Source organism: Ruegeria jejuensis, from assembly GCF_041537905.1.
Classification (GTDB): domain Bacteria; phylum Pseudomonadota; class Alphaproteobacteria; order Rhodobacterales; family Rhodobacteraceae; genus Ruegeria_C.
This window is the reverse complement of the sequence record NZ_JBGRUO010000014.1, coordinates 51,841-65,495: the sequence shown is the minus strand read 5'-3', so window position 1 is coordinate 65,495 and position 13,655 is coordinate 51,841. Positions and strand designations below refer to the sequence as shown.

Below are 13,655 nucleotides of genomic sequence, written 5' to 3'. Positions count from 1 at the left end.
AAACAGGCAGGAGGTGACCATGCGGGGTCCGCTGGGCGCGATCATGATTGCGAGCGTTTTTGCTCTGGCGGCGTGCTCTGACAAGGGTTTGCGTGTCATTCGCGCACCCGGACCGGGGCCGGATGAATTTGCCGTTCTGCCAGTCAAGCCACTGACCGCGCCGCAGGATTACGCGGTTCTGCCCGCCCCCACGCCGGGCGGTGTGAATCTGACCGATCCAACCCCGGTCGCCGATGCGGTCGAGGCGCTGGGCGGTCGCGCATCGGCGCTGCAGCCGGGCGCGGTTCCATCTTCGGATGCCGCTCTGGTGCGGACTGCCAGCCGCTACGGTGTGCCCGCCAACACCCGCGAGGTTCTGGCGCAGGAGGATGCCGATTTCCGCCGCCGCAAGGGACGTCTGGCCAATATCCGGCTTTTCAAGGTCGATCGCTACGGAGAAGTCTATGACAATCAGGCGATTAACCCCTATGCCACCGAAGAGGCGTTTCGCCGTGCCGGGCGTGAAACCCCCTCGTCGCCCCCTGAAGTTCGTTAAGAAACCTCAATTTTCTGCCATCTCGGCTTGAACAGCCGTCATTGCACCGTAGGTTGTGCGCAAGCTGGAACACATGGCGTGGTCCGGGCGGATGCCGCCCGTGGGTCTGTGCCGGATGGAGGACACCCAATGATACGTTCCCTTGTTGGCGGGGCTGCGATGGTGCTGATGCTGCCGGTCTGGGCAAGCGCCGAAGACGAAGCCGTGACCACCTTTACCCTGGATAACGGGATGGACGTGGTTGTGGTCGAAGATCACCGCGCGCCCGTCGTGCAGCACATGGTCTGGTATCGCGCGGGCTCTGCGGATGAGCCTGTGGGCTCGTCCGGCGTGGCGCATTTCTTGGAACATCTGCTGTTCAAGGCAACCGATACGCTCGCCTCGGGTGAGCTGTCGGCAACCGTGGCGGCCAATGGCGGGCGGGACAATGCCTTCACGTCGTTTGATTACACCGCCTACTATCAGCGTGTGGCGGCGGATCGGCTGGACCTGATGATGCAGATGGAGGCGGACCGGATGCGCAACATCCGTCTGACCGAACGCGACATTGACACCGAGCGCGATGTTATCCTCGAAGAGCGCAACCAGCGTACCGAGAACAACCCCCGCGCGCTCTTTGGCGAGCAGATGCGGGCGGCGCAATTCCTTAACCATCGCTATGGCGTGCCAATCATCGGCTGGCGGCATGAGATGGAAGAGCTGGATATGGACGACGCGCTGTCCTTCTATCAGACCTATTACGCGCCCAATAACGCGATCCTGGTGGTGACCGGCGATGTCGATCCCGAAGAGGTGCGCACGCTGGCGGAAAAACACTATGGCGCGATCCCGGCTAATCCCGACCTGCCGGAACGTCTGCGCTCGCAAGAGCCGCCGCAGACCGCGGCGCGGCGATTGACCTACAAGGACCCGCGTGTGGCGCAGCCTTATGTGCAGCGCAGCTACCTCGCGCCGGAGCGCAACCCCAGCGATCAGAAAACCGCCGCCGCGCTCTATCTGCTCTCGGAACTGCTGGGCGGTGGCACCACGTCTTACCTGAACGAAACGCTGCAATTTGATCAGAAAAAGGCGGTCTATGCGGGCGCGTCTTATGGCGGGGTTTCGATGGATGACACCACCTTCAGCCTGTTTGTGGTCCCGAGCGAAGGTGTCTCCTTGCAAGAGGCAGAAGATGCGATGGATCAGGCTGTGGCCGATTTCATTGCCGCTGGCGTGAACGAGGATGATCTGGAGCGGATCAAGATGCAGCTGCGCGCCGCCCAAGTCTATGCGCGCGACAATGTGGATGGGATCGGCAATCGCTATGGCCGGGCACTGGCCAGTGGCCTGACCGTTGAGGATGTGCAGGAATGGCCGGATCTGCTGCAGGCCGTGACCGGCGAGGAAATCATCGCCGCCGCCCGCGAGGTCTTGCAACCCGAGGCCTCGGTCACCGGCTGGCTGATGCGCGATGAGGAGGTCACCCAATGAGAGCGTTTCTGACAACCTGTCTGATTCTGTTGCTGGCGCTGCCCGCCTGGGCCGAGGTCGAGATCAAGGAAGTGACCTCGCCCAAGGGTATCAAGGCCTGGCTGGTCGAAGATCACTCGATCCCGTTCACTGCGCTGGAATTCCGGTTCCGGGGCGGTACTTCGCTGGATGCGCCTGACAAGCGCGGCGCGGTCTATCTGATGACCGGGCTGATCGAAGAGGGGGCCGGCGATCTGGATGCGCGGGCCTATGCGCGCGAGTTGGAGGCGCTGGCAGCCTCGTTTGACTATGATGCCAGCGACGATACCGTATCGATCTCGGCGCAGTTCCTGTCCGAAAACCGCGAAGAGGTGGCCGATCTGCTGCGCAAGACGCTGCATCAGCCGCGCTTTGACATCGATGCGGTGGAACGGGTGCGCGCGCAGGTGCTGTCGGGGCTGCGCTCGGACGCCAAGAACCCCAATGACATCGCCGGCCTGGCCTTTTCGCAGATGGCCTATGGCGATCACCCGTATGGCGCCAATGGCAAGGGCACGATCGAAAGCGTGAGCGCCCTGACCCGCGACGACATCGTCGCTGCGTATGAGGGCGTCTTTGCCCGCGACCGGCTTTTTGTTGGCGCGGTGGGCGATATCACGGCCGAGGAACTGGGCATCCTGCTGGATCAACTGCTGGCTGACTTCCCCGAAACCGGCGCGCCGATTCCGGGCAAGGCGGATGTGACCATCGATGGCGGCGTCAGCGTGGTCGAATTCGACACGCCGCAATCGGTGGCTTTGTTCGGACAGAAAGGCATCGACCGGCATGACCCGGATTTCTTCGCCGCCTATATCCTGAACCAGATCATGGGTGGCGGATCGCTTGAAAGCCGTTTGATGCGCGAGGTGCGTGAGGAACGCGGGCTGACCTATGGGGTCTATTCCTATCTGGTGCCCAAGGATTTGGCCTCGGTCTATATGGGCTCGGTCGCCTCGGGCAATGATCGGATCGCCGAGGCGATCACGGTGGTGCGCGACCAGTGGGCCGATATCGCCGACAATGGCGTCACCCAGAAAGAACTGGATGATGCCAAGACCTATCTGACCGGGGCCTATCCGCTACGCTTTGACGGCAATTCGCGGATCGCCTCGATTCTGGCCGGGATGCAGATGGACGATCTGCCAATCGACTATATCGCCACCCGTAACGACAAGGTCAACGCGGTAACGCTCGCGGATGTGAACCGTGTGGCCGGTGAATTGCTTGACCCAGAGGGGCTGCATTTCACGGTTGTCGGAAAACCGGTTGGGCTGGACGGATAGAATCGTTCTGCCGCTGTGAAACGCACGGCGCGTGTCAGAAAATAGACGCGCGTCATGCCAAACAGCGAGTTGGTGACAAACGAGGCCTGAATAATCAGCGAGGCCAGATTGAAATGCGTGGTCAGGCTGATGAGCACGCTTACGGCGGCGAGCAGGTTCATCAAGGGATAGATAAACCCCTGTCCCTTGATGAGGCCGAACAGCAACAGGAAATAGGCGCAGATATAAAGCCCGGCCCCGAACACACCGGTGGCCTGCGCGATCTCTTGGGTTGAAAGAATCGGCAGTTAGTCCATTGCGCAGGCCTCGGGATTTCGCGTGGTTAACGGGCGTATTATTAACAATTGAACCGGTTTCGGCAAATCCGGGTGCGGCTGACCGTGCCCGGCCATGTGGCCCCGGATTCTGCCCGTGCGCCTTTTGGTCATGGATATGTGTCCCGCCTGAGTGCGCAATCGCGCGCCCTTTCGGCAAGAATCCCGCATTATTCCGGCCATAAACCGCCGCTAGACCCAAATGAGGGTTTCCCGGTCCAACATGTCGCCCTACATTCAAAGACAGGGCAGGAGCGCAGCTGCGCTTCTTTCCACCACTCACGATGAGCCCGGTTGCCGTGTTCGCTCCGGTGTCGCCTGATCACCCCCCGATCCGGCTGACCCAGAACACGGAACCGGGCGTTCTTCGTCTTGGCCAAGCCTATGGCAGAATCGTGTGGGCCTATGCTAGGTTTAGCGGTATGGCGCATCCGAACCCCAATATCAGCGAAGAGCAACCCGTTATCCGGCAGTTGGATGAAGGCGCAATCAATCGCATTGCCGCCGGTGAGGTGGTCGAACGCCCCGCCTCGGCGGTCAAGGAACTGGTCGAGAATGCCATCGATGCCGGGGCGCATCGGATCGCGGTCGACATTGCCGATGGCGGCAAGACCCTGATCCGGGTGACGGACGATGGGTGCGGCATCACGCCCGAGGATCTGCCGCTGGCGATGTCGCGGCATGCGACCTCCAAGATCGACGGCAGCGATCTGCTGAACATCCATACATTCGGCTTCCGGGGCGAGGCGTTGCCCTCGCTCGGTGCCGTGGGCCGCCTGTCACTGACCAGTCGCGCTGCCGGGCATGAGGCGGCGGTGATCGCCGTATCCGGCGGTCGGACCGAGCCGGTCAAACCCGCCGCGTTGCGCAGTGGCACCGTGGCCGAATTGCGCGATCTCTTCTTTGCCACTCCCGCGCGGTTGAAGTTCATGCGTTCCGACCGGGCCGAGATGCAGGCGATCAGTGACACCGTCAAACGGCTGGCCATGGCCGAGCCCGGCGTGGGCTTCACCCTGCGCGATGTCTCGGGCGGGGGCGAGGGGCGGATCACTTTCCGCGCCGATCGCGAGAATGGCGATCTGTTTGATGCGCTGCATGCGCGGCTGGCCCGCATTCTGGGCCGCGAATTTGCCGAGAACGCGCTCAAGATCGACGCGACGCGGGACGGTATCCGGTTGTTCGGCTATGCCGCCCTGCCGACCTATTCGCGCGGCGCGGCGGTGGCGCAATACCTGTTCGTGAATGGCCGCCCGGTGCGTGACAAGATGCTGACCGGCGCGCTGCGGGCGGCCTATTTCGATTTCCTGAGCCGCGACCGGCATCCGGCGGCGGCGCTGTTCATAGATTGCGATCCCACGCTGGTGGACGTGAATGTGCATCCCGCCAAATCCGAGGTGCGGTTCCGCGATCCCGGCATTGCACGCGGGCTGATCGTTTCGGCGTTACGGGCCGCGCTGGCGGAGGCCGGGCATCGGGCCTCGACCACTGTGGCAGGGGCGACCTTGGGGGCGATGCGGCCCGAGCAACCTGCGCAGGCACGGGTTTATCAAATGGACCGCCCCTCGCCCTCAGCCCGCCGCGCGGCGTATGAGGCGCAGGCACCGGGCTTCGCCGACCTATCGTCAGCCTTTAGCGGACGGATTGCCGAGCCTGCCGCCGTCACGCCAGCGCCGGTACAGGGTGAACCGGTGGAAGAGCATCTGCCTCTGGGCGCGGCGCGCGGGCAGGTGCATGAAAATTACATCATCGCCCAGACCGAGGATGGTATCGTCATCGTCGACCAGCATGCTGCGCATGAGCGGCTGGTCTATGAGAAGCTGAAGCACCAGATGGCGGAGAACGGCGTTGCGGCGCAAGCCCTGCTGATCCCCGAAATCGTGGAACTCAGCGCCGGTGACTGTGCCCGCTTGCTGGAAGCGCGCGAACAGCTTGCAAAGCTGGGCCTGACGATCGAGGCCTTTGGCGGCTCGGCGGTGGCGGTGCGCGAAACCCCGGCCATACTGGGCGAGGTCAATGCCGAGGCGATGCTGCGCGACATTCTCGATGAGCTGGCCGATCAGGGCGAGAGCCAGATGGTGCAGGCCAGGATCGAGGCGATCCTGAGCCGGGTGGCCTGCCATGGCTCGATCCGGTCGGGCCGCCGGATGCGGGGCGAAGAGATGAACGCGCTCTTGCGCGAGATGGAGGCGACGCCTCATTCCGGCCAGTGCAACCATGGCCGCCCAACCTATGTCGAACTCAAACTGGCCGATATCGAACGGCTGTTCGGACGCACATGATCGAGATCAACGGTACTCAATATTCTCTGGATGACCCGGCTGTGCTGGCTGCGGGAGGAGGGGCAGCGCTGGCTCTGCTCATGATCGTGCTGCTGTTTTTGGCGCTGCGCGCCGCCAACCGCTCGGCCCGCATGGCAGCCCCCCTGTCGCAGCAAATGGCGGTGCTGGGTCAGCACGTGCAGCAACTGGGTCAGGGGCAAGAGCAGTTGCGCGGCGGGCTTAGCCATGTCTCGGACGCGCAGGCCAATGCGCAGGTGCAGGTGATCCAGACGGTCGAGGCGCGGCTGTCCGATGTACAGCAGCATATGAACGACCGGCTGGCCGACAACGCCATGCGCGCGCAGCGGGCCCTGACCGAGATGCAGGAGCGGATGAAGGAAACGCTGCATGGTTCGTCGAAACAGACGGCCACCTCGCTCACGCAGCTACAGGAACGGTTGGCGACCATAGACAAGGCGCAAGACAATATCACCAAACTGTCCGGTGATGTGCTGTCACTGCAGGATATCCTGTCGAACAAGCAGACCCGCGGGGCGTTCGGGGAAATTCAGCTGAACGACATTGTGTCCAAGGCGCTTCCTGCCGACAGCTATGCGCTGCAGCACACGCTGTCGAACGGCAAGCGCGCCGATTGCCTGATCCGCCTGCCGAACCCGCCGGGACCTATCGTGATCGACAGCAAATTCCCGCTGGAGGCCTATGAGGCGCTGCGCGCGGCCGAGACCCAGACGCAATTGCAGGAAGCGGCACGGATGATGAAGACGGCGCTGCGCGCCCATATCAAGGCTATCTCAGAGAAATATATCATCGACGGGGAAACCGCCGATGGCGCGCTGATGTTCCTGCCGTCAGAGGCGGTGTATGCCGAGTTGCACGCCAATTTCCCAGATGTGGTGCGCGAAGGGTTCGACAAGCGGGTCTGGATCGTCTCACCCACCACCTGCATGGCGACGCTGAACACGATGCGCGCCATTCTGAAAGATGCCCGTATGCGCGAACAGGCGGGGGCGATCCGCAAGGAACTGGGGCTCTTGCACAAGGATGTGGAGCGGCTGGGCGACCGGGTTGGCAATCTGGACCGGCATTTCGGGCAGGCGGCCAAGGATATCTCGGAAATCAAGATCAGCGCCGAGAAGGCGGGCCGCCGGGCGCAGCGACTGGACAACTTCGATTTTGAAGAAATCGCTGCTGAGGATACGTCCAACGTTGTCCCTTTGAGCCAGTCAGACGTTTAGAGGGCCGGTGCCGGAATGATCGATCACGTGAATATTCCGGTGCGGCACCTAGCGCGTGCCCGCGCATTCTACGAACCGGTGTTGGATGCATTTGGGTATCGTTTCTTGTTGCAAGACGGTCCGGTCATTGGATTTGGTGATACGAGCTGGGTCTTTGGCCTCGCCGAAACCGAGGCAGACATCGCGCCGTTGCACTTGGCGTTTTCTGCGCGCTCCAAGGGGCAGGTCGACAAATTCCACTGCATCGCCCTTGCAAGTGGCGGAACCTGCAATGGTCCGCCAGGGCCGCGCGATCACTATGGGCCGGGATATTACGCGAGCTACGTGATTGATCCGGACGGTCACAATATCGAGGCGGTAATGCGCAGCCAGAGGGCTCTGGATGCCCCCAAAGGCACCGGTCAGTAATTGAACCGGTTATGTCGGCTTTCTGAAGCAACCCGGTTCTGCCGAGCCGGTCAGATCCGCAGGAATGGCTGCACCAGCTTCGGGATCAGGCTGTTGAACTTCAACGGCGCGTCCGTCACCGCGAGGCAGATGCAGTCGGCCGAGATATCAGCCACCGGCATATGTTCAAGATCTTCATCCGCGATCTCGACATCGCCTCGGGCGAACCGGTCGATCTCGTCCGAGAACGCCCCCTGCAGCACCATGGTCAGTTCCATGCCCTTATGCCCGTGATCCGGCATGGCGGCTCCGGCGGGGATGAACAGCAAACGCGCAGAGGCTGCGGAGGAGGTCGGCAGGATGGCCTGTTTCACCCCCATCCCCACGGGCTTCCATCTGATGTCCGAGACGCCGCCGCCGACATAATCGCGCAGTGGGGCAGGAAGCACGTCACAGGAGGGGTGAGTGGGCGCGTCAGGCGCTGGGCCACCGGCAATAAGGGCCAAAGTCGCGTCAAGCGCGCCATCGGCCATATCAACGCTGTCCGGCGCGTCCTGCAACATACAGCCCCCCAGCGCGTCATAGCTTTCGGCCTGCGCGCGGCAGGTGTCGCAGAGCGACAGGTGAGTGGCGACCATGAGGTTGAAGGCCTCGGGCAATGTGCCCGCAGAATAGGCCATCAGCAATTCGTCGGTCAGATGATGTTTGATCTCATTGCTCATCTTCGTTCACTTCATCGCATGGCGCAGTCGGTCCAGCGCCAATCTAATCCGAGACTTGATCGTGCCAAGCGGCAACCCGGTCTGGGCGGCTATTTCGCGATGGCTGAGATCGCCGAAATAGGCCTTTTCGATCAACTCCCGCTGCGCCTGCGGCAAGGCTTTCAACGCCTCGCGCAGATGCGCGGTTTCCTGTTGCAGGGAGACGATATCGGCCTGGTCCGGCTCGGCCTCGGGGCCCCAGGTCAGATCCTCGGGCTCGGGCCTGCGTTCCTTGCGCAACAGATCAATCCGGCGGTTCCGCGCGATCGTATAGACCCAAGTGGCCACGGACGCGCGGGACGGATCGAACAGATGCGCCTTGTGCCACAGGGTGGCCATCACCTCCTGGGTGCATTCCTCGGCCTGGCTCGGGGTCGAGCCGGACTTGATGAGAAACGCTTTTACCCGCGGGGCAAAGTGCCGAAACAGCTCGGCAAAGGCGGTCTTGTCCTGCGCGCTTCGTATGCGCAGCACATGGGCCACCCACTCCCCTTGTGGTTTGCAACCATCGTCTTCCCTGTTCACCGCTGCTTTTCCCTTGCGGACACTCGTTTTCCTTTTCCGCATAACCTGCTGGACGGCCTCAGCCGCGCCACATGTTTCAACGGTTTCCACTTCGGCGAACATAAACAGGTTACGCAAGCGAGCCCAAGTCGGATCACAGGCGCGGATAAAAAAGATTTTCTTTTCATCCGAAGCCGTCGATCAATCGTAATGCTCACAAGGAACGGAATAGTGTCGGAGAAACACATAATATGCCATTTGAACACTCTGCGGGCGCCCCCCGGAAGATCGCCGTCATCGGCGGTGGTATCTCGGGGATGGGCGCGGCCAACCTGTTGGCCGATACCCATAACGTCACGCTCTATGAGGCCGAAGGGCGATTGGGGGGCCATGCCCGAACGGTCATTGCAGGCAAAAACGGAGACCAGCCTGTCGATACCGGCTTTATCGTGTTCAACCGCGCCACCTATCCGCGCCTGATCGGTCTTTTTGGCAAGCTGGATGTGCCGGTTGCCGAGAGCAACATGAGCTTTGCCGTTTCGGCGCGGGGCGGTGCGGTGGAATATGCGTTGCACGGGGCGGATGCGATGTTTGCCCAGCGGCGTAACATGGCGCGGCCCGGCTTCCTTCGTATGGTGCGCGACCTGTTCCATTTCAACGCCAATGCCGCGCGCTATGCGCAGGACCGCGACATTACCGTTGGTGAGCTGTTGCAACGCCTGGGCACCGGCGAGTGGTTCCGCAAATATTACTTGGAGCCCTTCTCGGGCGCGATCTGGTCGACGCCGAAGGACAAGATTCTGGATTTCCCGGCTTGGGCGATGATCCGGTTCTTCGAGAACCACGCGCTGCTGAACTATGACGGGCAGCATCAATGGTACACGGTGCGCGGCGGCTCGGTCGAATATGTCCGCCGCCTGCAACTTGCCATGCAGCGCAAGGGGGTGTCGCTGCGTCTGGGCGCGCCCATTGACGGGGTGCGCCGCAGCTCGCTTGGGCCGCTGGTCAAGACAAGCGGCGCAGAGTGGGAGCTTTATGACGAGGTGGTCTTTGCCACCCATTCCGATGACACGCTGGCGCTGCTCGCGGATGCGACGCCGCGTGAGCAGGCGGCCTTGTCCGCGATCCGCTATCAGCCCAACCATGCGGTGTTGCATGCCGATACTTCTCTGATGCCGCGCCGGCAAAAATGCTGGGCCAGTTGGAACCATACCGAGGACGCGAAGCCGCAATCTGATCGCATCGACCTGACCTATTGGATGAACCTGCTGCAGCCAATCCCGAAGGAGGACCCGCTTTTTGTGACGCTGAACTCGCGTCGCCGCATCCGCGAAGAGCTGATCTATGAAGAGGCTACGTTCCGCCATCCGGTTTTTGATACCGCGGCTCTTGCGGCGCAGGAAAAGATCGCCGGGTTCAACGGGACGGCGGCCACCTGGTTCTGTGGTGCCTGGATGCGCAACGGGTTCCATGAGGACGGTCTGGCCAGTGCGGTCAATGTGGTCGAAGGCATCAACCGTGTCGCGATGACACCCATGGCGGCGGAATGACCGGGGCTGTCCAACATATCCCGGCCCATACCTTTCATGGGCGCAAGGGCGCGGTGCAGAACGGGTTCCGGTACTCGCTGGATTACATCCTGCTGAACCCCGAACAGGATCAGCTTGCCCCCGTGCTGTTCTCACGCAAGCGCCCCAGCCTGATGGGCTATCGCACCCGCGACCACGGCGGCGCGCCCAAGCGAGGCGAGGGCGCTATATGGCTACGCCGCGTGTTCGGGGAATACCAGTTACCGCAGCCCAAACGGATCGCGCTGCTGACGCATCCGCGCGTGCTGGGCTATGTGTTCAACCCAGTCAGCTTCTGGCTGTGCTATGACGATCAGGACGATCTGACCGTCGTGGTGGCCGAGGTCACCAATACGTTCGGGACCCGCCACAGCTATCTTTGCCACAAGCCCGATCTGTCGCGGATCGCGCCCAGCGACCGGCTGACGGCAACCAAGCTGCTGCATGTCTCGCCCTTCCAGCCGCGCGAGGGCGGCTACACGTTCCGGTTCGACATCAGCGATGCGCGGATTGGTGTCTGGATCGACTATGGCCGCGAGAAAGGCGGGCTGATTGCCACGCTGACGGGTCGATGCCAACCTCTGACCAACCGGGCGATCCTGTGGTCAGCTGTGCGCCGCCCGTTCGGCGCGCGGCGTGTGATGGCGCTGATCCATTGGCAGGCGATCAAGCTTTGGGTCAAACGCGCGACCTTCCGGCGCGAGCCGGAACCGCATCAGCCGAATGTGAGCCGGGGATGAGCATGGCGCGCACGGATATCCAGGGGTCAGAGCGGCTGGGGGCCTATGCCCTCTTTGCTGCGCTGCTGTCGGCGGCGGGGCTGCCGCTCTATATCCATGCGCCGAAGTTCTTTGTCGACAGCTATGGCGTGAGCCTGACCGCGCTGGGCGCGGTCCTGTTCGGATTGCGCCTGCTGGATGTGGTGCAGGACCCGGCGCTGGGCTGGCTGGCCGAACGGCTGCGGCATCACCGTCGGGTTGCGGTGGCCGTGGGCGTGGCGGCGCTGGCGAGTGCGATGGTGGGGCTGTTTGCGGTCACCCCACCTTTGGCGCCACTCTTGTGGTTCGCGCTGATGCTGACGATTGTATTCTCTGCCTTCAGCTTTCTGACCATCTGTTTCTACGCCCAGGGCGTCAGCAAGGCGGATCATATGGACGGGATGGGACATATCCGGCTGGCGCGTTGGCGCGAGACCGGTGCGCTTCTGGGCGTCTGTGCCGCTGCCATCGCGCCGGTCGGGCTGGCGGCGGTGACAGATCAGCCTTTTGCCGGATTTGCGCTGGGCTTTGCGCTGCTGGCCTGCCTTGCGGGCTGGGCGATGCGCACCGAATGGGGTGCTGGACCACTACGCAAATCCACCGGCTTTGCCCCGGTACTGCGCGACCGCATCGCGCGACGGTTGCTGGTGATCGCGTTTCTGAACGCGGCCCCGGTGGCGGTCTCTTCGACGCTGTTTCTGTTCTTTGTCGAAAGTCGGTTGGCGGCACCGGGCGCGGAAGGCCCGCTGCTCTTGCTCTTCTTCCTCTGCGCCGCCTGCGCCGCGCCGATCTGGGGCAAGCTGGCCGAGGCCTGGGGCGGCAAACGCGCGTTGATCGCGGGCATGTGCCTGTCGATCCTGTCTTTCGGCTTTGCCATCACTTTAGGGGCCGGGGATGTGACGGCTTTTGCAGTGATCTGTGTCTTCTCGGGCGCGGCTCTTGGCGCGGATCTGACGCTGTTGCCCGCGCTTTTTGCCACCCGGATGGCAAAAATCTCGCCCACCGCCGCCGAAGGGTTCGGCCTGTGGGCATTCGTGTCGAAATTCTCGCTGGCCATCGCAGCTGTCGCGCTGCTGCCGGCGCTCGAATATGCCGGGTTCCGCTCGGGCATGGACAACACCGACGCGGCGCTGCGCCTGTTGTCGCTGTTCTATGCCGGGCTGCCCTGCGTCCTCAAACTGGCCGCGCTGGCGTTGCTGGCGGCCACCGATCTGAAAGGAAACTGATGATGGAGGCGATCCTCTATATGGTGCTGGGCGGCGCGATTGTGCTGGCGCTCGGCTTTGCGAAACGGCGTTTCATGTCCTTCCTGTCGCAAAGCCCCGATGATTATATCTCGCAAGGCCCCGATTTTGATCTGCGCCAACACCTCAACGGTCCCATTCAATGCGAAGGCGTGATCTATGGGCCGACAGGGCGCGTGACCTCTCGATTTGTGGGGGATTTTGATGCCAACTGGCAGGGCAATCGCGGCGTGATGCGCGAACATTTCCGCTATGACAGCGGCAATACGCAGGACCGGGAATGGTCGCTGGAACTGGACGAGGATGGCCGCATCCGCGCCACAGCGCCCGATGTGATCGGTGTCGGCGAGGGGCGGCAGAGCGGTTCTGCCGTGCAGTTGCGCTATCGCATTCAATTGCCCGAAAGCGCCGGGTCGCATGTGCTGGACGTGGTGGACTGGATGTACCTGGCCCCCAACGGCACCATCGTGAACCGCTCGCAATTCCGCAAATTCGGCATTCAGGTGGCAGAGTTGGTCGCCACGATGCGCCCTCTTGAGATCCAGATAGAGGAGCGTGACGCCGCGTGAGAGAGTGGGCCGGAAAACGCTATTGGCTGGTGGGTGCCAGCGAAGGGCTGGGCGCGGCGCTGGCCGGGATCATGAGTCGCAGCGGCGCGCATCTGATCCTGTCGGCGCGCTCAACCGACCGGCTTGAGGCGTTGGCTGCGGGCCTGCCTGGTCCAACCGAGGTGGTACCGGTGGATGTCTCGGACGATGACAGCGTGCGCAAGGCCGCTGCTCAGATCGGTGAGATTGATGGCGTGGTGTTTCTGGCGGGTGTCTACTGGCCGATGGCGGCGCAGGACTGGGACTATCTTCAGGCCAATGCGATGGCGGATATCAACTTCACCGGATTGGTGCGGGTGCTCGGCGTGACCGTGCCGCCGATGGTGGCGCGGGATGCGGGCCATATCGTGGTGACAGGCTCGCTTTCGGGCTATCGCGGCCTACCGGGCGCGGTGGGCTATGCGGCGTCCAAGGCGGGGACCATGGTGCTGGCCGAGGGGCTTTATGCCGATCTGCGCAAGACCGGCATTGATGTGCAACTGGCCAATCCCGGTTTCATCCGCACCCGGCTGACCGAAAAGAACGATTTCGCAATGCCTGCGATCATGGAGCCTGAGCGCGCCGCGCAGATCATGTTCGATCACATGAACACCGATCATTTCCAGCGCGCCTTTCCGGTTCCCTTCGCCTGGCTGTTCCGGCTGGGACAACTACTGCCCGACTGGCTCTATTTCCGCCTATTTGCGTAAGA

At 62.5% G+C, this 13,655-nt stretch carries 13 protein-coding genes and 1 pseudogene; 11 read left to right on the top strand and 3 right to left on the bottom strand.

The features are described 5' to 3' along the window. Nucleotides 1-19 precede the first annotated feature (19 nt). The 3 genes from AB1E34_RS16220 to AB1E34_RS16210 all read left to right on the top strand — a co-directional run bounded on the left by AB1E34_RS16220 (nt 20) and on the right by AB1E34_RS16210 (nt 3,306). On the top strand, nt 20-535 hold the full coding sequence (locus tag AB1E34_RS16220; protein WP_372573376.1) for a DUF3035 domain-containing protein: 516 nt from the start codon (nt 20-22) through the stop codon (nt 533-535). 159 nt (nt 536-694) lie between these two features. Continuing rightward, on the top strand, nt 695-2,005 hold the full coding sequence (locus tag AB1E34_RS16215; protein ID WP_372573441.1) for a M16 family metallopeptidase: 1,311 nt from the start codon (nt 695-697) through the stop codon (nt 2,003-2,005). Next, nucleotides 2,002-3,306: a M16 family metallopeptidase gene (locus tag AB1E34_RS16210; protein ID WP_372573375.1), complete on the top strand. Its 1,305-nt coding sequence runs from the start codon at nt 2,002-2,004 to the stop codon at nt 3,304-3,306. Before AB1E34_RS16215 ends, AB1E34_RS16210 begins: the two co-directional genes overlap by 4 nt. 101 nt (nt 3,307-3,407) lie before the next feature. Here the strand turns inward: AB1E34_RS16210 and AB1E34_RS26125 are convergent. Next, nucleotides 3,408-3,551 (bottom strand): annotated as a pseudogene (locus AB1E34_RS26125) (CBU_0592 family membrane protein); the annotation flags it as partial. Nucleotides 3,552-4,042: 491 nt separating this feature from the next. Between AB1E34_RS26125 and mutL the strand changes: the two are divergent. From mutL to AB1E34_RS16190, 3 genes are read left to right on the top strand one after another with little or no spacing between them, the layout of a single operon-like run. Continuing rightward, nucleotides 4,043-5,899, top strand: a complete 1,857-nt coding sequence (mutL, locus tag AB1E34_RS16200) for a DNA mismatch repair endonuclease MutL (RefSeq protein WP_372573440.1) — start codon at nt 4,043-4,045, stop codon at nt 5,897-5,899. Beyond that, a complete protein-coding gene (locus AB1E34_RS16195) occupies nt 5,896-7,134 on the top strand; it encodes a DNA recombination protein RmuC (RefSeq protein WP_372573373.1) in 1,239 nt (412 codons plus the stop codon). Before mutL ends, AB1E34_RS16195 begins: the two co-directional genes overlap by 4 nt. A 15-nt stretch (nt 7,135-7,149) precedes the next feature. Beyond that, nucleotides 7,150-7,542, top strand: a complete 393-nt coding sequence (locus AB1E34_RS16190) for a VOC family protein (protein ID WP_372573372.1) — start codon at nt 7,150-7,152, stop codon at nt 7,540-7,542. A 50-nt stretch (nt 7,543-7,592) separates the two neighbouring features. Here the strand turns inward: AB1E34_RS16190 and AB1E34_RS16185 are convergent, their stop codons facing one another. Together AB1E34_RS16185 and AB1E34_RS16180 are read right to left on the bottom strand one after the other, a co-directional pair. Then, nucleotides 7,593-8,243 carry a ChrR family anti-sigma-E factor gene (locus AB1E34_RS16185; protein ID WP_372573371.1) on the bottom strand — a complete coding sequence of 217 codons (651 nt, stop codon included), beginning with the start codon at nt 8,241-8,243 and terminating at the stop codon, nt 7,593-7,595. Between the two features lie 6 nt (nt 8,244-8,249). Then, nucleotides 8,250-8,765: a sigma-70 family RNA polymerase sigma factor gene (locus AB1E34_RS16180; protein WP_372573370.1), complete on the bottom strand. Its 516-nt coding sequence runs from the start codon at nt 8,763-8,765 to the stop codon at nt 8,250-8,252. Between the two features lie 272 nt (nt 8,766-9,037). Between AB1E34_RS16180 and AB1E34_RS16175 the strand changes: the two genes are divergently transcribed. From AB1E34_RS16175 to AB1E34_RS16155, 5 genes are read left to right on the top strand one after another with little or no spacing between them, the layout of a single operon-like run. Beyond that, nucleotides 9,038-10,336 (top strand): NAD(P)/FAD-dependent oxidoreductase, encoded by a 1,299-nt coding sequence (locus AB1E34_RS16175; protein ID WP_372573369.1) that lies wholly within the window; start codon nt 9,038-9,040, stop codon nt 10,334-10,336. Further along, on the top strand, nt 10,333-11,094 hold the full coding sequence (locus AB1E34_RS16170; RefSeq protein ID WP_372573368.1) for a DUF1365 domain-containing protein: 762 nt from the start codon (nt 10,333-10,335) through the stop codon (nt 11,092-11,094). Before AB1E34_RS16175 ends, AB1E34_RS16170 begins: the two co-directional genes overlap by 4 nt. Before the next feature lie 2 nt (nt 11,095-11,096). Further along, the gene (locus AB1E34_RS16165; protein WP_372573367.1) at nt 11,097-12,338 is read left to right on the top strand and encodes an MFS transporter; all 1,242 of its coding nucleotides are present in this window, start codon (nt 11,097-11,099) and stop codon (nt 12,336-12,338) included. Between the two features lie 2 nt (nt 12,339-12,340). Next, nucleotides 12,341-12,925 (top strand): DUF3833 domain-containing protein, encoded by a 585-nt coding sequence (locus AB1E34_RS16160; protein ID WP_372573439.1) that lies wholly within the window; start codon nt 12,341-12,343, stop codon nt 12,923-12,925. Further along, nucleotides 12,922-13,653, top strand: a complete 732-nt coding sequence (locus AB1E34_RS16155) for an SDR family NAD(P)-dependent oxidoreductase (protein WP_372573366.1) — start codon at nt 12,922-12,924, stop codon at nt 13,651-13,653. Before AB1E34_RS16160 ends, AB1E34_RS16155 begins: the two co-directional genes overlap by 4 nt. Nucleotides 13,654-13,655 lie beyond the last annotated feature (2 nt).